This is a genomic window from Streptomyces longispororuber (assembly GCF_024448165.1).
Lineage (GTDB): Bacteria > Actinomycetota > Actinomycetes > Streptomycetales > Streptomycetaceae > Streptomyces > Streptomyces longispororuber_A.
Genome location: NZ_JAMOLN010000104.1, coordinates 1 through 21,556 on the forward strand (window position 1 = coordinate 1; position 21,556 = coordinate 21,556).

General features: G+C 72.3%; 20 protein-coding genes. 9 read left to right on the top strand and 11 right to left on the bottom strand.

Features of this window, described 5'->3' with window-relative positions:
- Window positions 1–156: 156 nt before the first annotated feature.
- A complete protein-coding gene (locus tag M4J07_RS26630; protein WP_255975557.1) occupies window positions 157–945 on the top strand; it encodes a ferritin-like domain-containing protein in 789 nt (262 codons plus the stop codon).
- 12 nt (window positions 946–957) lie between these two features.
- On the opposite strand, the gene corA is transcribed toward M4J07_RS26630, so the two are convergent.
- Window positions 958–1,959 (bottom strand): magnesium/cobalt transporter CorA, encoded by a 1,002-nt coding sequence (corA, locus tag M4J07_RS26635; protein WP_255975558.1) that lies wholly within the window; start codon window positions 1,957–1,959, stop codon window positions 958–960.
- Between the two features lie 62 nt (window positions 1,960–2,021).
- On the opposite strand from corA, the gene M4J07_RS26640 reads away from it, so the two are divergent.
- The 6 genes from M4J07_RS26640 (at window position 2,022) to M4J07_RS26665 (ending at window position 9,268) form a co-directional block, all read left to right on the top strand.
- Window positions 2,022–2,708, top strand: coding sequence for a histidine phosphatase family protein (locus M4J07_RS26640; protein ID WP_255975559.1), 687 nt, complete (start codon window positions 2,022–2,024; stop codon window positions 2,706–2,708).
- A gap of 102 nt (window positions 2,709–2,810) precedes the next feature.
- Window positions 2,811–3,401 carry a DUF3090 domain-containing protein gene (locus M4J07_RS26645; RefSeq protein WP_255975560.1) on the top strand — a complete coding sequence of 197 codons (591 nt, stop codon included), beginning with the start codon at window positions 2,811–2,813 and terminating at the stop codon, window positions 3,399–3,401.
- A complete protein-coding gene (locus M4J07_RS26650) occupies window positions 3,365–4,201 on the top strand; it encodes an SCO1664 family protein (RefSeq protein ID WP_255975561.1) in 837 nt (278 codons plus the stop codon). The genes M4J07_RS26645 and M4J07_RS26650 overlap by 37 nt, the downstream gene beginning before the upstream one ends.
- A 57-nt stretch (window positions 4,202–4,258) precedes the next feature.
- Window positions 4,259–4,708 (top strand): SRPBCC domain-containing protein, encoded by a 450-nt coding sequence (locus tag M4J07_RS26655; RefSeq protein ID WP_255975562.1) that lies wholly within the window; start codon window positions 4,259–4,261, stop codon window positions 4,706–4,708.
- Between the two features lie 92 nt (window positions 4,709–4,800).
- Window positions 4,801–6,030 carry a cysteine--1-D-myo-inosityl 2-amino-2-deoxy-alpha-D-glucopyranoside ligase gene (mshC, locus tag M4J07_RS26660; RefSeq protein ID WP_255975563.1) on the top strand — a complete coding sequence of 410 codons (1,230 nt, stop codon included), beginning with the start codon at window positions 4,801–4,803 and terminating at the stop codon, window positions 6,028–6,030.
- Window positions 6,031–6,184: 154 nt separating this feature from the next.
- A complete protein-coding gene (locus M4J07_RS26665; RefSeq protein WP_255975564.1) occupies window positions 6,185–9,268 on the top strand; it encodes an NPCBM/NEW2 domain-containing protein in 3,084 nt (1,027 codons plus the stop codon).
- Window positions 9,269–9,328: 60 nt separating this feature from the next.
- On the opposite strand, the gene M4J07_RS26670 is transcribed toward M4J07_RS26665, so the two are convergent.
- Window positions 9,329–10,030: a hypothetical protein gene (locus tag M4J07_RS26670; RefSeq protein WP_255975565.1), complete on the bottom strand. Its 702-nt coding sequence runs from the start codon at window positions 10,028–10,030 to the stop codon at window positions 9,329–9,331.
- A 65-nt stretch (window positions 10,031–10,095) separates the two neighbouring features.
- Window positions 10,096–11,841, bottom strand: a complete 1,746-nt coding sequence (locus tag M4J07_RS26675; protein WP_255975566.1) for a S8 family peptidase — start codon at window positions 11,839–11,841, stop codon at window positions 10,096–10,098.
- A gap of 287 nt (window positions 11,842–12,128) precedes the next feature.
- Here M4J07_RS26675 and M4J07_RS26680 point away from each other — a divergent pair, with 287 nt between their 5' ends.
- Window positions 12,129–13,091, top strand: coding sequence for an SMP-30/gluconolactonase/LRE family protein (locus M4J07_RS26680; RefSeq protein WP_255975567.1), 963 nt, complete (start codon window positions 12,129–12,131; stop codon window positions 13,089–13,091).
- Window positions 13,092–13,131: 40 nt separating this feature from the next.
- Here the strand turns inward: M4J07_RS26680 and M4J07_RS26685 are convergent, their stop codons facing one another.
- On the bottom strand, window positions 13,132–14,097 hold the full coding sequence (locus tag M4J07_RS26685; RefSeq protein WP_255975568.1) for a PAC2 family protein: 966 nt from the start codon (window positions 14,095–14,097) through the stop codon (window positions 13,132–13,134).
- A 160-nt stretch (window positions 14,098–14,257) separates the two neighbouring features.
- Window positions 14,258–14,929: a FadR/GntR family transcriptional regulator gene (locus tag M4J07_RS26690; RefSeq protein WP_255975569.1), complete on the bottom strand. Its 672-nt coding sequence runs from the start codon at window positions 14,927–14,929 to the stop codon at window positions 14,258–14,260.
- A 156-nt stretch (window positions 14,930–15,085) separates the two neighbouring features.
- Between M4J07_RS26690 and M4J07_RS26695 the strand changes: the two genes are divergently transcribed.
- The gene (locus tag M4J07_RS26695) at window positions 15,086–15,622 is read left to right on the top strand and encodes a MarR family winged helix-turn-helix transcriptional regulator (RefSeq protein ID WP_255975570.1); all 537 of its coding nucleotides are present in this window, start codon (window positions 15,086–15,088) and stop codon (window positions 15,620–15,622) included.
- On the opposite strand, the gene M4J07_RS26700 is transcribed toward M4J07_RS26695, so the two are convergent.
- Genes M4J07_RS26700 through M4J07_RS26725 form a run of 6 tightly spaced genes read right to left on the bottom strand, consistent with a single transcriptional unit; the run spans window position 15,550 to window position 21,507 of the window.
- Window positions 15,550–16,830 carry an MFS transporter gene (locus M4J07_RS26700; protein WP_255975571.1) on the bottom strand — a complete coding sequence of 427 codons (1,281 nt, stop codon included), beginning with the start codon at window positions 16,828–16,830 and terminating at the stop codon, window positions 15,550–15,552. The two genes, M4J07_RS26695 and M4J07_RS26700, sit on opposite strands and share 73 nt — an antisense overlap.
- Window positions 16,827–17,846, bottom strand: coding sequence for an aromatic ring-hydroxylating oxygenase subunit alpha (locus tag M4J07_RS26705; protein ID WP_255975572.1), 1,020 nt, complete (start codon window positions 17,844–17,846; stop codon window positions 16,827–16,829). Before M4J07_RS26705 ends, M4J07_RS26700 begins: the two co-directional genes overlap by 4 nt.
- Before the next feature lies 1 nt (window position 17,847).
- Window positions 17,848–18,078, bottom strand: coding sequence for a recombinase-like helix-turn-helix domain-containing protein (locus tag M4J07_RS26710; protein WP_255975573.1), 231 nt, complete (start codon window positions 18,076–18,078; stop codon window positions 17,848–17,850).
- A 28-nt stretch (window positions 18,079–18,106) separates the two neighbouring features.
- Window positions 18,107–19,066 (bottom strand): PDR/VanB family oxidoreductase, encoded by a 960-nt coding sequence (locus M4J07_RS26715; protein ID WP_255975574.1) that lies wholly within the window; start codon window positions 19,064–19,066, stop codon window positions 18,107–18,109.
- A gap of 12 nt (window positions 19,067–19,078) precedes the next feature.
- On the bottom strand, window positions 19,079–20,710 hold the full coding sequence (locus M4J07_RS26720) for a thiamine pyrophosphate-binding protein (protein ID WP_255975575.1): 1,632 nt from the start codon (window positions 20,708–20,710) through the stop codon (window positions 19,079–19,081).
- A gap of 11 nt (window positions 20,711–20,721) precedes the next feature.
- Window positions 20,722–21,507 (bottom strand): SDR family oxidoreductase, encoded by a 786-nt coding sequence (locus tag M4J07_RS26725; protein WP_255975576.1) that lies wholly within the window; start codon window positions 21,505–21,507, stop codon window positions 20,722–20,724.
- Between the last annotated feature and the right edge of the window lie 49 nt (window positions 21,508–21,556).

Consider the following 21,556-nt stretch of genomic DNA (forward strand, 5'->3'; position numbering starts at 1 on the left):
CGCGTCACCGGGCGCGCGGTTACGCCTCTGTTCCCAGTCCCGGGTCCTCCGTTCGGCCGAGTTGTCCTCCACACCTGTTGCCCGTCCACGCCCACCGCATTTGACTCGTTCTTTGCGGACCCACGGACCCCGGCGTGGAGGCATGGAGGTACCACGATGCTGTCGGCCAAGAGCTTGTTCCAGGAGATCCTCGACAACGACGAGTCGTTCCGGCTGTTCTGTTCCGTCGCGGCCAGCGGCGAGTCCCAGGGCGGCTGGGAGAACGGCCGGATCGCCGCCCTGGTGCCGGAGAGCCAGCGCGCGCTCGCGCCCAAGGTGGCCCGGCACGGCGCCGACGAGGACAAGCACGGACGCATCTTCAACGCCCTGCTGAAGAAGCGCGGCCTCGACCCGGTCCCCGTCCCCCACGACGCCGACTACACGATGCTCCTGGAACGGCACGGCATCGGCCTCGCCCACGAGCGGCTGCGGCGCGACGAACCGCTGTCCGTGCAGGACGTCGTCACGTACCTGGCGCACAGCAGGGTCACCGAGCAGCGCGCCTCGGAGCAGATGGAGCTGCTGCGCAAGCACTTCGCGAGCCATCCCGACATCGGCCGCGCGGTCAAGATGATCTCCAACGACGAGGACAACCACCTCGCCTACTGCCACGAGGAACTGCTGCGCCTCGCCCACGCGGGGCACGGCCGTGCCATCCAGCGGATCCTGCGCGAGTGCGCCCTCGCGGAGATCGCGGTCTACCGGGACGTCAGTCTCGCGGTCATGGACCACATGGGCCGGGTCCTCGGCTGGTCCAGGGCGAAGGCGTCCCTGCTGGCCGCGGGGATCCACGCCGTGTACGCGTACGAACGGCTCGGCGGCTGGCGGCGGATGGTGTCCCTGACGATGCCGGAGCGGCGCGACGCGCTGGGCGGGCCCGCGACGACGTCGGTGGAGTTCGCCTGACCCGCGCGGCGGTCAGAGCCACCCGCGCCGCTTGAACAGCCGGTACAGGAACAGCTCCAGGACGGCCATCAGCAGGATCACCGCCGGGTACGACCACATCCAGTGCAGCTCGGGCATGTGGTCGAAGTTCATGCCGTAGACGCCCGCGATCATCGTGGGCACCGCGGCCATCGCGGCCCACGCGGAGATCTTCCGCATGTCGTCGTTCTGCCGCACGCTCATCTGCGCGAGGTGCGCGGAGAGGATGTCCGAGACGAGGCGGTCGAGGCCGTCCACGGACTCGTTGACCCGCGTCAGGTGGTCGTTCACGTCGCGGAAGAACGGCTTCGCGTCCTCGTTCACGAACGGCACCGCCGACAGCCCCCACGGGCCCACGCCGGCGAGCCGGGCCAGCGGCAGGGCCAACGGTCCCGTGGCGCGCCGGAATTCGAGGATCTGCCGTTTGAACGTGTAGATCCGCGACGCCGTGTCCCGCGAACCGCCCTGGTCCGGCGAGAACACCTCGGCCTCCAGCTCCTCCAGGTCGGTCTGCAGCTCCGCGGCGACCTCCAGGTAGTGGTCCACCGTGGCGTCGGCGACCGAGTACAGCACCGCCGTCGGCCCGTGCGCGAGGAACTCCGGATCGTCCTCCAGACGCTGTCGTACGGCCTTCAGGGGCGCGCCCTCGCCGTGCCGCACGGTCACCACGAACGAGTCGCCGAGGAACAGCATCAGCTCGCCCGTGGACACCTTGTCGCTCTTCGGCTCGTACACGACCGGCTTGAGGACCACGAACAGCGAGTCGTCGTAGACCTCCAGCTTCGGCCGCTGGTGCGCCTTCAGGGCGTCCTCGACGGCCAGCGGGTGCAGCCCGAACTCCTGGGCGACCTTGTCGAACTCGTCCTCGGTGGACTCGTGCAGACCGATCCACACGAACGCGTCGCCCGTCGCCCGTGCCTCGTCGAGGGCGTCGGAGAAGTCGTCGGGGCCCTCGGTACGACGCCCGTCCTTGTAGATGGCGCAGTCGACGATCATGACTGGCATTCTTCCCAGGGGGTGGCCGGGCCGCACTTCCTCGTGCGCCTAGGCTGGCCCGTATGCCCACGCTGATCCTCGTCCGGCACGGACGCTCCACCGCCAACACCGCGGGTCTGCTCGCCGGGTGGACCCCCGGCGTGGCCCTCGACGAGCGCGGCACCGCGCAGGCCGCGGGCCTGCCCGGGCGGCTGCGCGAGCTGCCGATCGCCGAACTCGTCACGAGCCCGCTGCAGCGCTGCCAGGAGACCGTCGCGCCGCTGCTCGCGGCCCGTCCGGGACTGACCGCGCACACCGACGACCGCATCGGCGAGTGCGACTACGGCGACTGGTCGGGCCGCAAGCTCGCCGAGCTCGCCGACGAACCCCTCATGCAGGTCGTCCAGCAGCACCCGACGGCCGCCGCGTTCCCCGGCGGCGAGTCGATGCGGCAGATGCAGCACCGGGCCGCCGAGGCGGTGCGCGAGTGGAACGCGCGCGTGGAGCGGGAGCACGGCGCGGACGCCGTGTACGTGATGTGCTCGCACGGCGACATCATCAAGTCCCTTGTGGCGGACGCCATCGGGCTGCATCTGGACCTCTTCCAGCGGATCTCCGTAGAGCCGTGTTCCATCACGGCGATCCGTTACACCCGGCTGCGCCCCTTTCTCGTACGCCTCGGCGACACGGGGGACTTCGCGTCCCTGGCGCCGCGCGCCGAGCCCGCGGGGCCGGACGCACCCGTCGGAGGTGGCGCGGGCGCACCGTGATCGTCCGCCGCAGTAGGGTGAAGCACCTGTAAGCACAGTGGGGTCCGGTCGTCGACCGGCCGGGCCCGGCCAGTCGATCCTCAGATCCCATGGAGACAGGACGTGTCCCGTCAGGTGTTCCTCTACGACCCACCGGAGCGTTTCGTGGCCGGTACGGTCGGGCTCCCCGGGCGCCGCACCTTCTTCCTGCAGGCCTCGGCAGGAACGCGGGTCACCAGCGTGGCCCTGGAGAAGACCCAGGTGGCCGCGCTCGCGGAGCGCATGGACGAACTGCTCGACGAGGTGGTGCGGCGCAGCGGCGGCAACGCTCCGGTGCCCGCCATGGCGCCCACCGAGGTCGCCGACACGGCCCCCCTCGACTCGCCCGTGGACGAGGAGTTCCGGGTCGGCACGATGGCGCTCGCCTGGGACGGCGACGAACAGCGCATGATCGTCGAGGCGCAGGCCCTCGTGGAGCTGGACGCCGACTCCGAGGAAGATCTGGCGGAAGCCGAGGAAAGGCTTCTCCAGGACGAGGAGAACGGCCCGCCGATGCTCCGCGTCCGGCTCACCGGGTCCCAGGCCCGGGCCTTCGCCAAGCGGGCCCTGGACGTCGTGAACGCGGGCCGCCCGCCGTGCCCGCTCTGCAGCCTGCCGCTCGACCCGGAGGGACACGTATGTCCGCGCCAGAACGGATACCGGCGCGGCGCGTGAGCACCCGCGACCCCGAGCTCCTCGCCCGCGGCGAGCTGCACGTCAGGGGACAGATCCGCGAGGCGTCGAACGCGGTCCTGCTGTGCACCGTCAAGGACGGCGACCGCGAGGCCACCTGCGTCTACAAACCGGTGCGCGGCGAGCGCCCGCTGTGGGACTTCCCCGACGGCACGCTCGCGCAGCGCGAGGTCGCCGCGTACGAGGTCTCCGAGGCGCTCGGCTGGGGCCTGGTGCCGCCGACCGTGCTGCGCGACGGGCCGTACGGCGAGGGCATGTGCCAGTGGTGGATCGACACGCCCGACGAGCCCTCGGACGGCGACGGGCTGCTCGCGCTCGTCGACGGCGAGGAGCCGGGCGAGGGCTGGAAGGCCATCGGGTTCGCCGAGGTGGCCGAGGGGCGCACCGCGCTGCTCGTGCACGCCGACGACCCGCGGCTGCGGCGGCTCGCGGTGCTCGACGCCGTGATCAACAACGGCGACCGCAAGGGCGGGCACCTGCTGGTCGACGAGGAGGGGCGGCTGTACGGCATCGACCACGGCGTCACCTTCAACGTCGAGGACAAGCTGCGCACGCTGCTGTGGGGCTGGGCGGGGGAGCCGCTGACCGAGGAGGCCACCGGCGCGCTGGAGGCGCTGCGGGACCGGCTGCGGGAGGGCGAGCCGCTCGCGCTGCGGCTCGGCGAGCTGATCACCGCGGCCGAGCTGGACGCCGTACGGGAGAGGGTGGCGGCCCTGCTGAAGTCCGGGCGGCACCGGGAGCCGAGCGGCGAGTGGCCGGCGATCCCGTGGCCACCCGTCTGAGCTGCGGATTCCCGGGCCCGGGGGCGGTCGTCCGTGGGGCGGGCTACGTTCGAGGGCATGACCAAGCTGATTGTCGAGGACCGGATCGACCGCCCCGTGAAGGACGTGTTCAACACGATCGTCACGCCCGAGGGGCTGTCGAGCTTCTTCACGGCGGAGGCGTCCGCCCCCATGGTCCCGGGCACGACGGTGACCTGGCGGTTCGGGCACGTCGACGCGACGTTCGACGTGCAGATCGGCGAGATCGAGACGGATCGGCTCATCTCCTGGAGCTGGCCGGGCGGCGACGTCACCATCGAGCTGGCCGCTCTTGAGGCGTCCGGAGCCGCCACCCGGCTGACGATCACCGAGCAGCCGATGCCGGAGGGGACCGAGGGCGCGGCCCGGGCGGTCGGGCAGACGCAGGGCTGGACGTACTTCGTGTGCGGCCTGCGCGCCCATCTGGTGCACGGCATCCGCCACTTCGGCCTCTCCGACTCCATCCGCGCGACCGTCGTCGATGCCTAGCGGCCCCCGCCGGGCGGGCGCAAGAGCGCCTCGTCGGCCATCGGACCCGGTCCGGTTCGTATACGGACGCAGCGTCCGGTTAGGCTCATGACATGCATGCCTGGCCCGCTTCTGAGGTCCCCGCCCTGCCTGGCAAGGGCCGCGACCTGAGGATCCACGACACCTCGACCGATGGGCTCGTCACCCTTGCCCCTGGTCCCGTCGCCCGTATCTACGTGTGCGGCATCACGCCGTACGACGCGACCCACATGGGTCACGCGGCGACCTACAACGCGTTCGACCTCGTGCAACGCGTGTGGCTCGACACCAAGCGGCAGGTCCACTACGTCCAGAACGTGACGGACGTCGACGACCCCCTGCTGGAGCGGGCCGTGCGCGACGGCATCGACTGGGAGGGCCTCGCCGAGCGCGAGACCGCCCTGTTCCGCGAGGACATGACCGCCCTGCGGATGCTGCCGCCGCAGCACTACATAGGCGCCGTCGAGGCGATACCCGGCATCGTGCCGCTCGTCGAGCGGCTCCGTGACACGGGTGCCGCCTACGAGCTCGACGGCGACATCTACTTCTCCGTCGAGGCCGACCCGCACTTCGGGTCCGTCTCGAACCTCGACGCCGCGGCGATGCGGCTGCTCTCCGCCGAGCGCGGTGGCGACCCGGACCGTCCGGGCAAGAAGAACACGCTCGACCCGATGCTGTGGATGGCCGCCCGCGAGGGCGAGCCGAGCTGGGACGGCGGCTCGCTGGGCCAGGGCCGCCCCGGCTGGCACATCGAGTGCGTGGCCATCGCCCTCGACCACCTCGGCATGGGCTTCGACGTCCAGGGCGGGGGATCGGATCTGGCCTTCCCGCACCACGAGATGGGCGCCTCCCACGCGCAGACGCTGACCGGCGAGTTCCCGATGGCCAAGGCGTACGTGCACGCCGGGATGGTCGCGCTCGACGGCGAGAAGATGTCCAAGTCCAAGGGGAACCTCGTCTTCGTGTCGCAGCTGCGGCGCGACGGCGTCGACCCGGCCGCGATCCGGCTCGCGCTCCTCGCCCACCACTACCGGGCCGACTGGGAGTGGACGGACCAGGTGCTCGCGGACGCCGTGGCCCGGCTCGGCCGGTGGCGTGCCGCCGTGTCCCGGCCGGACGGACCTCCCGCCGAGGGCCTGGTCGAGGAGATCCGCGCGGCGCTCTCGAACGACCTGGACGCGCCCGCCGCACTGGCGGCCGTCGATCGCTGGGCCGAGGCGCAGGCCGCCGACGGCGGGTCGGACGAGGGGGCGCCCGGTGTGGTGTCCCGTGCGGTGGACGCTCTGCTGGGGGTCGCGCTCTAGTTCCCGGCCGCGAACAGCCCCTTCGGTGGGAGGAGTCGAGGGCGCGGGGCTCTGCCCCGGCCCTCGCTCCTCAATCGCCGGAGGGGCTGTTTTTTGTGGCTGCTGTTGTTCTCGCCCTCTAGTCCCGTGCTCGTTTCTGCGCTAAACAACGGCCATGCAATCAGCATCGAGCACGCGCAGACGTCTCAGATCTCTGGTCGCCGTCGCCGCCTTCGGCCTCCTCGCCGCCTTCGCCGGGCCGGGCGCCTCCGCCGAGGCCGCCGACGACCCCGGCACCGTCGGTGACGTCACCGGCTTCCACCCGGACGGATCCCGCTACACCTTCGACGCGGGCGCCGCGGGCGCCCGGGTCAGCTTCGTGGGGGCCGAGACCTTCCGGATCGAACTCGCCCCCGACGGGCGGTTCACCGACCCGGCCGGCGACGCCATCGTCCTGCCGCAGGGCAAGGCGCCCGCCACCCACTGGCGGGAGAAGGACGACCGGTACGAGCTGAGCAGCGCGAAGGTCACGCTGCGGGCCTACAAGTCACCGCTGCGGTTCGCCCTCTACCGCAACGACGGGACCCAGCTCTGGTCCGAGAGCGCCCCGCTCAGCTGGACCGCCGACTCCACCACCCAGACCCTCGCCCGCGGCGCCGGCGAGCAGTTCTACGGCGTCGGCATGCAGAACGGGCGCGGCAACACCAGCCTGCGCGACAAGACCGTCGAGGCCGAGGTCGACTACAACTGGGACGACGGGGGCCACCCCAACTCCGTGCCCTTCTACCTCTCCTCGGCCGGCTACGGCGTCTTCCGGAACACCTTCGCGCCCAACACGTACACCTTCGGCGAGCCCGTCACCGCCGCCGCCAAGGAGCGCCGCTTCGACGCCTACTACTTCGCGGGCAGCGGCAAGGACAGCGCCAAGGACGTCATCGGCCAGTACACGAAGCTGACCGGGAAGCCGTTCCTGCCGCCGATCTACGGGCTGGAGATCGGGGACGCCGACTGCTACCTGCACAACGCCAACCGCGGCGAACGGCACACCCTCGACGCCGTCAAGATCGCCGACCAGTACGTCGAGAACGACATGCCGCTCGGCTGGAAGCTGGTCAACGACGGCTACGGCTGCGGGTACGAGGACCTCGCCGAGACCGCGCAGGGCCTGCAGAAGAACAAGACGCAGCTCGGCCTGTGGACCGAGGACGGCATCGACAAGATCGCCGACCAGGTGAAGGCGGGACAGCGCGTCGCCAAGCTCGACGTCGCCTGGGTCGGCGCGGGTTACAAGTTCGCGCTCGACGGCTGCAAGGCCGCCTACCAGGGCATCGAGGACAACTCCGACGCCCGCGGCTACACCTGGGCCCCCGAGAGCTGGGCCGGCGCGCAGCGCTGCGGTGTCCAGTGGTCGGGCGACCAGTCCGGGTCGTGGGACTACATCCGCTGGCAGATCCCCACGTACGCGGGCGCCACGATGTCCGGGCTCGCGTACACCACCGGTGACGTCGACGGCATCTTCGGCGGCAGCCCCAAGACGTACGTGCGCGACCTGCAGTGGAAGTCGCTGCTGCCCGTCACGATGACGATGGACGGCTGGGCGGCCAGCGACAAGCAGCCGTTCCGCCAGGGCAAGCCGTACACCGACATCAACCGGAAGTACTTGAAGCTGCACGAGTCGCTGCTGCCGTACTTCTACTCGTACGCGCACGAGGCGACGAAGACGGGCGTGGGCGCCGTGCGACCGCTCGCCCTCGAATACCCGGACGACCCCAAGGCCGCGACCGGCGCCGCCACGTACGAGTTCCTGACCGGCGAGGACTTCCTGGTCGCGCCCGTCTACCAGGACTCCGCCGTGCGCGACGGCATCTACCTGCCGAAGGGCACCTGGACCGACTACTGGACCGGACGCGTCTACCAGGGGCCGACCACGATCGACGGCTACAGCGCACCGCTCGACACGCTCCCGCTGTTCGTGAGGGGCGGCGCCGCCGTGCCGATGTGGCCCGGCATCCGCTCCTACACCGACCGCGACGCCCACGCCCCGGTCGCCTGGGACGTCTACCCGCAGGGCTCCTCGTCCTTCCAGCTGTACGAGGACGACGGCGTCACCCGCGCCCACCGCGACGGCGCCTACGCCACCCAGCGCGCCGAGGTCACCGCCCCGAAGGCCGGAGCGGGCGACGTCCGCGTGCGGATCGGCGCGAGCGAGGGGACGTACCGGGGGAAGCAGAGCGCCCGGCCCTACGCGTTCACCGTGCACACCGCCGACGCGCCGAGCCGGGTCGAGCTGGACGGCCGGAAGCTGACCCGGCACGCGTCCAGGAGCGCGTACGAAGCGGCCGGCAGCGGCTGGTTCTACGACCGTGACGAGCGCGGCGGCGTCGTGCTCGTGAAGACGGGCGAACGGTCCACGGAGCGGGCCTTCACCCTCGACCTCCGCGACACCTCCGCCGTCGGCGGTGCCGTGCCGGGCGCGGCCGCGACCGTGGCGGCGCCCGCGGGGCAGGAGCTGGGCGCCGGTACGCCCGGCAAGGTCGCCGTCGACGTCACCGCCGGCGGCAAGGACGCCACGGACGTCTCCGTCGCCCTGGACGCCGCTGACGTCCCGGACGGCTGGACGGCGGGGGAGCCCGTCTCCGTCGACCGGATCCCGGCCGGTGCCACGCGCCGCGTCGAGCTCGACGTGACCCCGGCGAAGGACGCGACCGCCGGGGAGCAGGCCCTCACCGCCACCGCCCGGTACACGGCCGCGGGCCAACAGCGCACCACGCAGGGCCGGTTCGCGCTCACGGTGATGCCGCCCGCCCCGGCCGGCGGCACCTGGGCGAGCGACCTGGTGTGGCTGCGGTCGACGAACGGCTACGGGCCCGCCGAACGCGACCGCAGCAACGGCGAGTCCGGCGCCACCGACGGACACCCCCTGACCCTCGCGGGGAAGACCTACGAGAAGGGCGTCGGCGTGCACGCCGACTCCGACATCGAGGTCTACCTCGGGGGCCGGTGCACGAAGCTGACCGCCGACGTCGGGATCGACGACGAGATCAACGGGTACGGGGAGGTCGCCTTCTCCGTCGAGGCCGACGGCGAGGTGCTGTGGACGTCTCCGAAGGTGACGGGCGCCTCGGCGACCGTGCCCGTGGACGTCGACGTGTCCGGGGCGCGGCACGTGCGCCTGAAGGTGACCGACACCAACGGCTCCAAGACCGGCGACCACGGGGACTGGGCGGCCGCCCGGTTCGCGTGCGCGAGCGGGAGCTGACACGAAGCGGCGCCGGGCGGGGGAGTTCCTCCGCCCGGCGCCGCCGGTCCGGTCAGGGGGTCAGCGCGTGATGGCCACGCCGAGGATGAGACCGGGGTTGGTGGTGTCGTAGAACGCGATCACCTGCTGGCCGTAGACGAACGCGTTCTGGACCATCGTGTGCGTCTCGTCGAGCGGGTTGATCAGCACGCGCCAGGCGTTGTCCACGAGCAGGTAGAGAATCTCGGCCTGGCCCGGGAGCGGCTGCACGTAGTCGTACACGTTCTGCGCGACGCCGAGGGTCAGCGACTGCGTCGAGATCTCCGGGACCTGCGCCTGCGGGACCTGGGACTGCGCGCCCTGCACGCCCTGCTGGCCGCGCTGCCCGAGCTGCTGCAGCAACTGCTGGAACGGCTGCTGCTGCCCCATCTGCTGGAGCTGCTGCTGCAGGTGCTGCGGGATCTGCTGCTGCCCGAACTGCTGCTGCCCGAACTGCGGCTGACCGTACTGCTGTTGCTGCTGCGGACCGAAGCCCTGCGAGCCGAAGCCCTGCGGGCCGAACCCCTGCGAGCCGAAGCCCTGCTGCCCGAACTGCGGCGGGATCGTGCTCGGGCCCTGCTGTCCCTGCATGCCCTGGATCCCCTGCATCCCCTGCATGCCGCCCTGCTGCTGGACGTGCTGCGGGATCGGCTGGAGGCCGGTCTGCTGTTGCTGCTGGCCGTAAGGCTGTTGCTGCCCGAACTGCTGCTGACCGGGCTGGTGGAGCTGAGGAGTGGTGCTCATGCGGGTACCCCTTCTCGTCGTCTCGTCTTGGCGGAGTCGCCACCGGTACCGGTTGGTTGGGGCCGTCAGCCCGTGACCACCAGGCCGACGACCTCGTCGTCCGAGAACCAGACACGTACGTCGGGCCGTCCCCCCGCGAAGGCGGCATGCACCGCCTGGCGGATCTCGGGGGACGGGTTGCTCAGATTGCGCCAGGTGCCCGCCACGAACAGACGCAGCCGGGGCGGGAGTTCGGGCGGATACGGGATGAGCTCGTCCCAGTACCGTTCCGCCTGGCCCGAACCGACCGTCGAGGGCAGCAGGTTGGTGACCGCCCCCCTCAGGTCGGGTCGGTTGCCGATCCGCTGGGAGGCGGGCCGGCCGGGGGCGTCCTGCTGCGGTGAGCCGGTCGCCCGGAGCACTTCGCGCGCCCGCTGCGACGTCATCGGGCGCTGGCCGCCCGCCTTGAGCATGCCCTGGAGGGCGGCCAGCGCGCCGACGACCACCGGGGAGGCGGACGAGGTGCCGGAGAAAGTATCGGTGTACCAGGCGATCTCCTCGGTGCCGCCCTGCAGATCGCCGGGCTGGTTCCAGGAGCCGCCGGTGGTGGTGACCTCACGGCCCCAGCCCTGGGCGTCCAGGCGGGCGCCGTAGTTGGAGAACGCGAGGCGTGAGCGGTCGGGCCCGTGGTCGCGGCCGTGCGTGCCGGGCGGCGGCGCGCCCGCGCCCACCAGGACCGCGCCCGAGGCCCGGTTCGACGGGTTGAACGGGTTGCGCCACCACTCGGGGAACTCGTGCGGACGCCGCTCGTACACCGCGTCGTCGAGCGACTCGGCGCCGTTGCCCGCCGCGCCCACCACCACGATGCCCTTGGCCGTCGCGTACTTGATGGCCGCGTAGTCGTCCGGCCACCACTCCAGCGCGATGTAGCCGCGCTGGTCGTCCCTCGGCTGGAAGTCGAACCGCGGTCCCGGCCGGTGCAGTTCGATCAGCACGATGTCACCGGGGCCCAGCCGCTCGGCCGCCGCGTGGATCGCCGCCGCCGTGCCCACGCCCTGGAACGAGGCCGCCGCGGTCACGGCCTCCGGGACGATGCCGGTGACGCCGCGCTCGTTCCGGTCGCCGCCGATCACCCCGAGGACCGCGGTGCCGTGGTTGCGCCACGCCACGTCCGAGATCGGCGTGCCGACCACGATGCCGGCCAGTTTCGCCGACAGGTCCTCGTGCCCCAGCTGCCAGGCGCCCTCCACGTCGATGACGCTGACGCCCTCGCCGTTGCCGCCGAGCCGCTGCCACGCCCAGTGGGCGTCGATGCCGGCGGGTGCCGGGCCCAGGTAGCCCTGCCGGCCGGTGAAGTCGGGGGTCGCGGCCGACTTCTCCTTCATCCGCCGCGCCTCGTCGAACTCCTCCGGGGACCCGTGCGCCGTCGCGGGCACCGCGCCGGGCTTCACGTACGCCGTCACGATCTCCGGCAGTGCCGCGATCCGCGCCCGCAGCTCCTGCGCCCGCTGGTTGGCGCCCCGCACCCGGTAGAACAGCGCCAGATCGGGGAAGTCGGCCCCGGCCGCCGACGCCTCCGAGATGCCCTGCAACCGCTCCTCGCTGCCGAACAGCGGCTCCAGAGCCAGCTGTTCGTCGCCGAGGAACATGTTCAGCGCCGACACGTCCGCGCCCGCCGCCGAGCGGACGCCGTCCGCCTGGACCCGCAGCCGGGCCTCCGGCCGCGCCAGGACGATCAGTTCCTCTTGTGCCCCGCTGTACGTGAAACCGGATCCGTCCGGTCCGGGACCCGCCGCTCCCGGGCCTCCCGGCTCTGCGTGCTGGTCGCTCATCGGTTCACAGCTCCCCTCGCCACATCTGGTCGTCCGGGTCTGTCTGTGCCGCCCTCGTCGGGGCACAACCTGGCACGTCCGGGCCCGCCCGTCCACCCCTCGTCCGGTCACTGGGTTTGAAATCCGGCTGACTTGGGAACCCCCTGCATTCCGACCGGAAACAGCTGTCCCGCCGCAAACCGGCCAAAGCCTGCGGGGGCCGGTGTCATGTGGTGGGGTATGAGCGTCTGTTGACCCTTTGACCGAGTGGCGCGCGAGTGCCCCGGTCCTTCGCGGAAGGACGCTCCATGCACCGTTCCTTCGCACGTAGATCGTTTCTGGCGGCGGGCGCCGCGGTGTCCGCCGGACTTGCCACGGGCACCGCCCGGGCGGCCGATTCCCGTACCGAGAGCGGAAGTTGGCCCACCGGGTTCCCGCTGCCCGGCGGATTCCAGCCGGAGGGCATCGCCATCGGCGGCGCCCCGTACGCGTACTTCGGGTCGCTGGCCGGCGGCGACCTCTACCGGGCCTCGCTGGCCACCGGGGCCGGCGCCGTCGTGCCGAGCGGGCTCGGCGCGGCGCATCCCACCGCCGGGCTGAAGATCAACGACCACGGCCGGCTGTACCTCGCGGGCGCGGCCAGCCGGGAGATCCGGGTCGCGTCGGTCCGGGGCGGACGGCTGCGGATCGAGCGGACGTACGTCGTCGGGTCCGAGGGCACGATGGTGAACGACGTGGTGCTCACGCCCGGCGCCGCGTGGTTCACGGACTCGTACAAGGCGCAGCTGTACGGGGTCGCGCTGGGCGCGCGGGGCGAGCCCGGGCAGAGCTGGACGCTGCCGCTCGCGGGGGAGTGGGAGCAGGGGCCCGACTTCACGGCCAACGGGATCGCGCGCACGCCCGACGGGCGGGGGCTCATCGTCGTCAACACCGTCGCGGGCGGCGGGAGCCTGATGCGGGTGGAGCCGCGGACCGGGGTGGCGCGGGCGGTCGATCTGGGCGGGGCGACCGTGCCCAACGGTGACGGAATTCTGTTGCTCGGCCGGATCCTGTACGTCGCGCAGCAGTGGCAGAACGCGATCGACGTGTTCCGGCTCGATGCGGCGGGCACCCGGGGCGTGGCGGTGGGGCGGATCACGGATCCGCGGTTCCGCATCCCCACGACCATCGCGGCGTACCGGGACCGGCTGTACCTGCCGAACGCCCGCTTCGACGTGGAGGCGCCCACGCCGGAGACGGACTACGACGCGGTCGCCGTGCCCCGGCTGTAGCCCCGGGCCCCGGCAGGCGGCACCGGGCGCCGTCCCGCCGTCAGTCCTCCGGGTCCTCGCCCTCCGGGCGGGGTGGCTTCGGGGGGCGGGTGCGGCCGCTCGGGTTGTCGCGGAGGTAGGAGGAGCTGTCGCCGCCGTCCGTGGCGTGGCCGCCGGGCGACGTGCCCGGATCCCTGCGGCGCAGATAGCGCTCGAACTCGCGGGCGATCGCCTCGCCCGAGGCCTCGGGGAGCTCCGCGGTGTCGCGGGCCTCCTCGAGGCTCTGCACGTACTCGGCGACCTCGCTGTCCTCGGCCGCCAGCTGGTCCACGCCCAGCTGCCAGGCGCGCGCGTCCTCCGGCAGTTCGCCCAGCGGGATCCGCAGGTCGATCAGGTCCTCCAGACGGTTCAGGAGGGCCAGCGTCGCCTTCGGGTTCGGCGGCTGCGACACGTAGTGGGGGACGGCCGCCCACAGGGAGACCGCCGGGACGCCCGCGTGCGTGCACGCCTCCTGGAGGATGCCGACGATGCCCGTCGGACCCTCGTACTTCGTCTCCTCCAGGTCCATGCGCGTAGCGAGATCGGGATCGGACGTCACTCCCGACACCGGGACGGGGCGCGTGTGCGGGGTGTCGCCGAGCAGCGCGCCCAGCACGACGACCAGCTCGACGCCCAGCTCGTGGGCGAAGCCCAGCAGCTCGTTGCAGAACGAGCGCCAGCGCATGGACGGCTCGATGCCCCTGACCAGGACCAGGTCGCGCGGCTTGTCGCCGCCGATGCGGATCACCGAGAGCCGTGTCGTCGGCCAGGTGATCTTGCGCACGCCACCGTCCAGGAAGACCGTGGGACGGTTGACCTGGAAGTCGTAGTAGTCCTCGGCGTCGAGCGCCGCGAACACCTCGCCCTTGAACTCCTTGTCGAGATGCGCGACCGCGGTGGAGGCGGCGTCGCCGGCATCGTTCCAGCCCTCGAACGCGGCCACCATGACCGGGTCGACCAGCTCGGGTACCCCCTCGAGCTCGATCACCCAGCGCCTCCTTCCGACGTGCCCTCGCGTACCTGCCCACCTTACGGCGTCCGCGGGGACCCTCCGCAGTCCCCTTGCGGCTCTGCGCTGCCCCCAACCCTGCCCCGGCGCGGAGCTGTCCACTCCACCCGTTCGGCTCGATCGACCGGGGCGCGGGGGCTCAGAGGGTGGAGCGCAGCCACTGCTCGACGCTCGCGATGTGCACCGTCGCCCACGACCGCGCGGCCTCCGCGTCGCCGTCGCGCAGCGCCGCGAGGATCGCCCGGTGCTCGTGCAGGGTGCGGCTGACCGCGTCCTCCTGGGTCAGCCCGCGCCAGATGCGGGCTCGCGTGGTGGGCCCGGAGAGGCCGTCGAGGAGGGAGCACAGCACCGAGTTCCCCGACGCCTTCACGATGCCGCGGTGGAAGTCGAGGTCGGCGGCGACCAGCTCCTCCACCGACGGCTCGGGGCCGAGCGCGTCCAGCTGCGCGTCCAGCCTGTCGAGCTGGTCGGGGGCGATGAGCGTGGCGGCCATCGCGGTCGCCGCGGGCTCCAGGATGCGGCGGACGGCGAGGAACTCCAGGACCGTGTCGTCCCGGTGGAAGTCGACGACGAAGCTGAGCGCCTCCAGCAGCAGCTGCGGGTCGAGGCTCGTCACGTACGTGCCGTCGCCCTGGCGGACGTCGAGGATGCGGATCAGGGAGAGGGCGCGCACCGCCTCGCGCAGCGAGTTGCGCGACAGGCCGAGCTCCGCCGCGAGTTCGCTCTCCTTGGGGAGCCGGTCGCCGGGGCGCAGCGCGCCGGAGACGATCATGCCCTTGATCTTCTCGATGGCCTCGTCGGTGACAGCCATGCGGACCCCCGCCTCATCCAACCGGGACGCCGTCGCCGTACGCCCAAGACATCCGATCTATCGGCTCATTATGGCCCCGGCCGGACCTCCGTGCGGAAAACTTTCAGGGCTAAGATTTCGTGGAGTCACTGCAGGCGTGAGAGGGCGGTACGGGACATGACGGGGAAGAGGGCGGCCATGGGGAAGGACGCCGTCGCGGCGATCATCGAGGACTGGGCGCGGGAGCGGCCGGATCTGGACACGGCGCCCCTGGAGGTGCTGGCCCGTCTGCACCGCACGTTCCTGCGCTACAACTCGACCCTGACCGCCGCGATCGACCGGCACGGGCTGGCCGTCGCCGGGTTCGACGTGCTGACGGCGCTGCGCCGGGCCGGCGCCCCGTACCGGCTCACCGCGGGGCAGCTCGCCGACTCGGGCCTGGTGTCGTCGGCCGGGGTGACGCTGCGCATCGACCGGCTGGAGAAGGACGGCCTGATCGTGCGGGAGCGGGACGCGGACGACCGGCGCGTCGTCTACTCGCGGCTCACGGACCTGGGCCTGGCCAAGGTGGACGAGGTGTTCGCCGAGCACCTCGACAACGAACGCCGGATGCTCGGCTCCCTCACCCTCACCGAGCGGCGTCAACTCGCCCGGCTGCTCTCCAAGTTGGAGCGTTCCATCGTCGAGTCCGACGAGGCCGGACCGGCCAGCTGACCGGGGCGGGCGAGCAGCCACGCCCCGCAGACCAGCGTGATCAGCTGAGTGCCGGCGAGCAGGGCGAAGCCCGCGCCGAAGCTGCTGCCGCCCGCCAGCGCGATGGCCCAGCCCATGGCCGTGGGCATCAGCGCCGACACCAGGTTGCCGACGCCGTTCACCACTCCGTAGGCGCTGCCCACCGAGCGGGCCGGCGCGCATCGCTGCACGAGCGTCGGGATGGCCGGGCCCTGCAGCCCCCAGAAGCCGTTGGCCAGGATCAGTCCGGTGGCCGCCGCCCACGACGTGTCCGCGCCGATCACGAACAGCACGCAGCCCGCGGTGCCCGCCGAGCCGACCACGAAGAGCAGCGGCAGCCGCCGCGCCGGGAGCCGGTCGAGGAGCCAGCCGCCGAGGAAGCCCGAGCACAGCGACATCAGGAACGGGAGCGAGGACACCGCCCCCATCGCCTTGATGGAGAAGTGCCGGTCCTGGAGGAGGTACGACGGCAGCCACGCCGTCGACCCCCACAAGTAGGCGAGCGTCGCGATCTCGACGAGCAGGATCAGGCCGAGCCGCGGGGTGCGCAGCGCCAGCCGCAGGGTCGCGGCGAACGACGGGCGCAGGCCCGCGTCCCCGCTGCCGCCGGACGCCCCGCGCCCGCGGACGAAGAACCAGACCAGCGGGATGCCGATCGCCGCGTTGAGCGCGCCCAGCAGCAGGAACGACGCGTGCCAGTCGAAGGAGTAGACGAGGTACGTGACCAGCGGGAGGCCGACCGCCGTCCCGAGGGACACGCCCATCGACGACACCGCGTTCGGCTTGCCCGCCTCGGCCGGCGTGAAGTGGTCGCGCACGTACATCGTCTTCAGCGAGAACAGCGGACCCTCGCTCGCGCCGAGCAGCGCCCGGCACGCGACGAGGGCCAGCGCGCCGAACGCGTACGGGGAGACCAGGGTCAGCACCGCCCACAGGCCCACGCTGACGAACAGTCCGCGTCTGACCCCGAGCACGGTCTCGTACAGGGGAGTCAGGAAGAACGCCGCCAGGCCGTAGCCCGCGAGGAAGACCGTGGTCAGGGCGCCCTGCGCCACCGTGTCGCCCGTGATGCCGAAGTGGTCGGTGAACGCCCGGTCCGTGACCAGGACGGAGACGTTCACCCGGTCCACATAGCTGATCAGGACGATGACGAGGAGGCTCAGGACGCCCAGCCATCGACGGGGGATCACGCAGTGGCCGCCTTCGACTGCTGCTTGGCCTCCGCCTGGAAGAGGCGGCGCAGCCGGACCACGCCGAGGTCGTGCTGGTAGAGGTTCTCCTGCTGGTCCGCGTCGGCGGGCAGCGCCTCCAGCATCACGCGGTCCTGCTCCAGGACCTCCCAGTGGCGCTCCTCGATGAGCGTCCTGTACAGGAAGCGCCAGGTGTCGCGCTGCCAGTCCTGGACCTTGCGGTAGCGCCAGAAGAAGACGCCGGTGCGCCGGTCGTCGACCGGGCACGCCATGCCGACGATGCCGAACGCGCCGCCCGGGCCCGCCGACGGCGGGTACGGGATGGACAGGTCCACCCAGTCGATGCCGGTGCGGCACAGCTCGACCCAGTCGAAGTTGACGCCGCGCTGGTCGGTCTTCTCGAAGAAGTAGCCGCGGTCCGTCTCGCGGATGCGGAACTTGGCCTGGCTGGCACCGTCGAACATGGTGTGCGACTCGTTGTGCAGGAACTGGCCGTGCATCGGGTCGAGGAGGTTCTCCATGGCGAAGCGCCACGGCACGTCCCACTCGGCGTACGCGAGGAAGGCGGAGATCTCGTCGTCGACCAGCGGGTCGGGCAGGGTGAGGTCCACCGGCTCCGGATGCTCCTCGTCGCCGAAGTAGGCGAGGATCGCGCCCGCCACCTCGCGCACGGGGAGGGAGGTGACGAGGCGCTTGCCCTCCAGGTTGCAGCCGGGCAGGCCGGGCACCGAGGTGACCGTGCCGGTGCCGTCGACCTCGACGCCGTGGTACCAGCAGGACACCCGGTCGCCCAGGTGTTTGCCCAGCGAGAGCGGGGCGCCGCGGTGCGGACAGCGGTCGGCGAGCATGGACAGGCCGCCGTCGGACCTGCGGAACAGCAGCCAGTTCTCGCCCAGCGCCGTCACCTTGCGCATCGCGCCGGGCGCGACGAAGGACGACGGGACGACGGGGTGCCACTGGTTGCGCAGGCCGTGCGCGTAGATGTGCTCGGCCGTGTCGGTGGTGTTCAGGCTCATGTCAGGCTCCCAGGCGGTGCATCTCGGCGCGGAAGGACTCCTCGGTCCAGGGCGCGCCCGAAGGGGTGCGCAGCTGGCGGGAGTTGAGGCCGTCGATCACGTCGGACAGCTCGTGGCCGTCCTTGGTGAAGATGTCCTCGAGGGTGCGGGCGAGCCTGATCTCGTACGGGGTGGGCTCGTGGTCGCGGGTCTGGTGGATCTCCAGGTACGGCCAGCTGTCGGTCGTGGGCATGGGTTCTCCGTACGTCGTCGTGACGGGGCTAAAGGTCCAGGACGAGGCGGTCGGAGACGCAGCGGGAGACGCAGATCATCATCGTCTCGGACGCGGCGTGCTCGGACTCGCTGAGCAGGAAGTCGCGATGGTCGGGGGTGCCGGCCAGTACCCGGGTCTCGCAGGAGCCGCAGATGCCGTCGCGGCAGGAGGAGTCGACGGTCAGGCCGGCGGACTCGGCGGCCTCCAGGATGGAGGTGTCGGGGCCGACGTTCAGGGTCAGGCCCGAGGCGCGGCACTCGACCTCGAAACCGGTGTCGTCGCCGTCCCGCTCGACGACCGGAGCGGCGAACCGCTCCAGCCTCAACTGCCCGTCGGGGCAGGCCGCTTCGACGGCCTTGAGGAGCGGCTCGGGCCCGCAGCAGTACACCAGCGCATCGGCCGGCAGCCCGTCGAGGACCGCCGCGAGGTCGATGTGCCCCTGCTCGTCCTGCGGCACGAACGTCACCTCGCCGCCGGGCAGCGCCGCCAGCTCCGCCCCGAACGCCATCGAGGCGCGCGAGCGGCCGCCGTGCACCAGCCGGTACGGCACCCCGTCGCGGGCGGCCTGCCGGGCCATCGCGAGGATCGGCGTGATACCGATGCCGCCCGCGACGAACACGTACGAGGACGCGCCCTCCAGCTCGAAGTGGTTGCGCGGGCCCGCCACCCGCACCGTCTGGCCGGGGCGCAGCTTGGTGTGGACGTGGCGCGAACCGCCGCGCGAGGACGGCTCGTCGAGGATGCCGAGCCGGTAGGTGCCGCACTCGGCGGGGTCGCCGCACAGGCTGTACTGGCGGACGAACCCGCCCACGTGCAGGTCCAGGTGGGAGCCGGGCGTCCAGGCGGGCAGCGGCTTGCCGTCCGGGTGGACCAGGTCGACGGAGAGCACTCCGTCCGCCTCCCAGGTCGTCCGGTGGACCAGGAGGTCGAGTTCCTGCTCGTCGGCAGGGTTCACGGCGGCGGTCATGGGACGACCTCCTTACGCGGTGGGGATCTTGACGGGCGGGGTGAACGGCTTCTTCATCGGGCCGAGCGCGACCAGGTCGACCTCGACGAGGGTCGGCCCGTCGGAGGCGAGGGCCGCCTTCAGCACGTCCGCGGCCTCGGCGGTGTCACCGATCCGCGCGTACGGCAGCGAGCAGGCGTCGGCGAGCCGCGCGAAGTCGGGCGTGAACAGGTCGACGCCGGAGCGGCGCTCGCTGTACTGGTCCTGCATGTTGCGCAGCACGCCGTAGCCGCCGTCGTTGAAGACGATCAGCGTCAGGCGCGGCCGCTCCTGGGCGACGGTCAGCAACTCGCCGAAGTGGACGGCGAGTCCGCCGTCGCCGACGATGACGGCGGTCGGCTCGTCGGGGCGGGCGAGCGCCGCGCCGATGCCCATGCCGAGGCCCTGGCCGATGCCGCCGCCGCGCGGGAAGACGTTGGCGCGCGGGTCGTGCATCGGCAGCAGCCGGTTGCCCCACGACGACGACGGGATGGTGACGTCGCGGGCGACGACGGCGCCGCGCGGCAGGAAGGCGGCGAGCGCGTCGCACACGGCGGCCTGCGGCCCGATGTTCTCGTGCAGCGTGGCGCGCACCTGCTCCCGTACGTCGGTGACGCGGGCGCTCCACGCGGTGTCCGCGCGCGTCGCCGCGGCGGTCAGCTCGGGCAGCACCGCGGCGGCGTCCCCGTGCAGGGCGTGCCGGGCCGGGTGGACGCGGCCGATGGCGGCGGCGTCGATGTCGAGCTGGATGTGCGCCTCGGGCAGGACCAGGCCGTAGTCGGCGGTCTCGTTCGAGCGGAAGTGCGTGCCGACGGTCAGCAGCACGTCGGCGTCGGCGAGCAGCGCGCGCCCGGCCGGGGTGGTCGCGAAGTTGCCGATGACCAGCGGGTGGTCCTCGGGCACGGAGCCGCGCCCCGAGTTGGACGTGAGCAGTCCCGCGCCGGTCGCCTCGACCAGCGCGAGCAGCTCGTCGCGGGCCTGGTTCGCTCCGCCGCCCGCCCAGATCAGGGGGCGCCGCGCGGACGCCAACAGGGCGCGTGCGGCGGCGAGTTCGGCGTCGTCCACGACCGGGGCGGCGGGCGCCGTGGCGGGCTCGCCCGCGTCGTCCTGCGCCGCGTACTGGAGGTCGATGGGCCACTCGACGCTCGCCGGGCCGCCCGGCGCGGCCAGCGCGGCGGCCGACGCCTCGCGCAGGACGCGGCCCGCCGACGACGCGTCAGGGACGGTGGCGGCGTACTTCGACACCGCCCTGAGCATCCCGAGCTGGTCCTTCGTCTCGTGGATGAAGCCGCGCCCGCTGCCCAGGTACGCGGACTCGACCTGCCCGGTGACGTGCAGCACGGCCGTTCCCGACGACAGCGCCTCGATCAGCGACCCGGCCGCGTTGCCCGCGCCCGTGCCGGTGGAGGTCAGCGCGCAGCCGATGGAGCCGCGGGCCCGCCCGTACGCGTCGGCCGCGTTGACCGCGCTCGCCTCGTGCCGCACCGGCACGAACCGCAGGTCGGGGTCGGCGTCGACGGCCTCGACCAGGGGCAGGTTGTGCACGGACACGACGCCGAAGACGGTGTCGATGCCGAGCGACTTGAGATGGGCGACGAGGAGTTCGCCGCCGTTGTGGTGCTGCATGGGCAGGCTCCTCAGAGGATGCCGCGGCCGACTCCGCCGCAGACGTCGATGCTGGTTCCGGTGATGTACGAGGCGCGCGGCGAGAGCAGCGCGACGATCGCGTACGCGACCTCCTCGGCGCGGCCGAGCCGGCCGAGGGCGATGCCGCGGTCGGCGGCGAGCTCCGCCTGCCAGTCCTCGTAGGACAGGCCGCTGTCGGCGGCGGCGTGCCGGCGCGTCCACTGCCCGGTGTCGACGAGGCCGAGGCACACGGAGTTGACGCGGATGCCGTCGCCCGCGAGCTCGACGGAGAGGGACTTCGACAGGTTGAGGATTCCGGCGCGGGCCGCGCTCGTCGTCATCAGGCGGGTCTCGGGCTGCTTGGCGAGGACCGCGTTCACGTTGACGACCGAGGCGGCGTCCGAGTCCGCGAGGTAGGTGCGGGCGGCGGCGAGGGGGTTGAGGACGCCGGCGAACTTGAGGTCGAGCTCGTCGCGCCAGTCGTCCATCGTCGTCTCGGCGAACGGCTTCATCCGGGACTGGCCCGCGTTGTTGACGAGCCCGTCGATCCGGCCGCCGAAGTGCGCGGCGGACGCCTCGGTGAAGCCGCGCACCTCGGCGGCGTCGCGCACGTCGCAGATGCCGGTGAACAGCCGGTCGCTGCGCAGCTTCTCCTTCGTGCGGGCGAGCCGGTCACCGTCGCGCCCGCAGGTGGCGACGTTGGCGCCTTCGTCGAGGAGGGCGCGGACCGTGGCCAGGCCGACGCCCGAACTGCCGCCGGTCACCAGCACGGTGCGGTCGGCGAGGCCGAGATCCATGGGACTCCTTGCAGAGAGGTACGTAGAGGTGGGGCGCCCCGCAAGGGGC

What these genes read in the sequence shown, in the direction of transcription:
- M4J07_RS26630 (WP_255975557.1), top strand. Translation starts at nt 157, where the DNA reads ATGCTGTCGGCCAAGAGCTTGTTCCAGGAGATCCTCGACAACGACGAG.
- corA (WP_255975558.1), bottom strand. Translation starts at nt 1,959, where the DNA reads ATGATCGTCGACTGCGCCATCTACAAGGACGGGCGTCGTACCGAGGGC.
- M4J07_RS26640 (WP_255975559.1), top strand. Translation starts at nt 2,022, where the DNA reads ATGCCCACGCTGATCCTCGTCCGGCACGGACGCTCCACCGCCAACACC.
- M4J07_RS26650 (WP_255975561.1), top strand. Translation starts at nt 3,365, where the DNA reads ATGTCCGCGCCAGAACGGATACCGGCGCGGCGCGTGAGCACCCGCGAC.
- M4J07_RS26655 (WP_255975562.1), top strand. Translation starts at nt 4,259, where the DNA reads ATGACCAAGCTGATTGTCGAGGACCGGATCGACCGCCCCGTGAAGGAC.
- mshC (WP_255975563.1), top strand. Translation starts at nt 4,801, where the DNA reads ATGCATGCCTGGCCCGCTTCTGAGGTCCCCGCCCTGCCTGGCAAGGGC.
- M4J07_RS26665 (WP_255975564.1), top strand. Translation starts at nt 6,185, where the DNA reads ATGCAATCAGCATCGAGCACGCGCAGACGTCTCAGATCTCTGGTCGCC.
- M4J07_RS26670 (WP_255975565.1), bottom strand. Translation starts at nt 10,030, where the DNA reads ATGAGCACCACTCCTCAGCTCCACCAGCCCGGTCAGCAGCAGTTCGGG.
- M4J07_RS26675 (WP_255975566.1), bottom strand. Translation starts at nt 11,841, where the DNA reads ATGAGCGACCAGCACGCAGAGCCGGGAGGCCCGGGAGCGGCGGGTCCC.
- M4J07_RS26680 (WP_255975567.1), top strand. Translation starts at nt 12,129, where the DNA reads ATGCACCGTTCCTTCGCACGTAGATCGTTTCTGGCGGCGGGCGCCGCG.
- M4J07_RS26690 (WP_255975569.1), bottom strand. Translation starts at nt 14,929, where the DNA reads ATGGCTGTCACCGACGAGGCCATCGAGAAGATCAAGGGCATGATCGTC.
- M4J07_RS26695 (WP_255975570.1), top strand. Translation starts at nt 15,086, where the DNA reads ATGACGGGGAAGAGGGCGGCCATGGGGAAGGACGCCGTCGCGGCGATC.
- M4J07_RS26705 (WP_255975572.1), bottom strand. Translation starts at nt 17,846, where the DNA reads ATGAGCCTGAACACCACCGACACGGCCGAGCACATCTACGCGCACGGC.
- M4J07_RS26710 (WP_255975573.1), bottom strand. Translation starts at nt 18,078, where the DNA reads ATGCCCACGACCGACAGCTGGCCGTACCTGGAGATCCACCAGACCCGC.
- M4J07_RS26715 (WP_255975574.1), bottom strand. Translation starts at nt 19,066, where the DNA reads ATGACCGCCGCCGTGAACCCTGCCGACGAGCAGGAACTCGACCTCCTG.
- M4J07_RS26720 (WP_255975575.1), bottom strand. Translation starts at nt 20,710, where the DNA reads ATGCAGCACCACAACGGCGGCGAACTCCTCGTCGCCCATCTCAAGTCG.
- M4J07_RS26725 (WP_255975576.1), bottom strand. Translation starts at nt 21,507, where the DNA reads ATGGATCTCGGCCTCGCCGACCGCACCGTGCTGGTGACCGGCGGCAGT.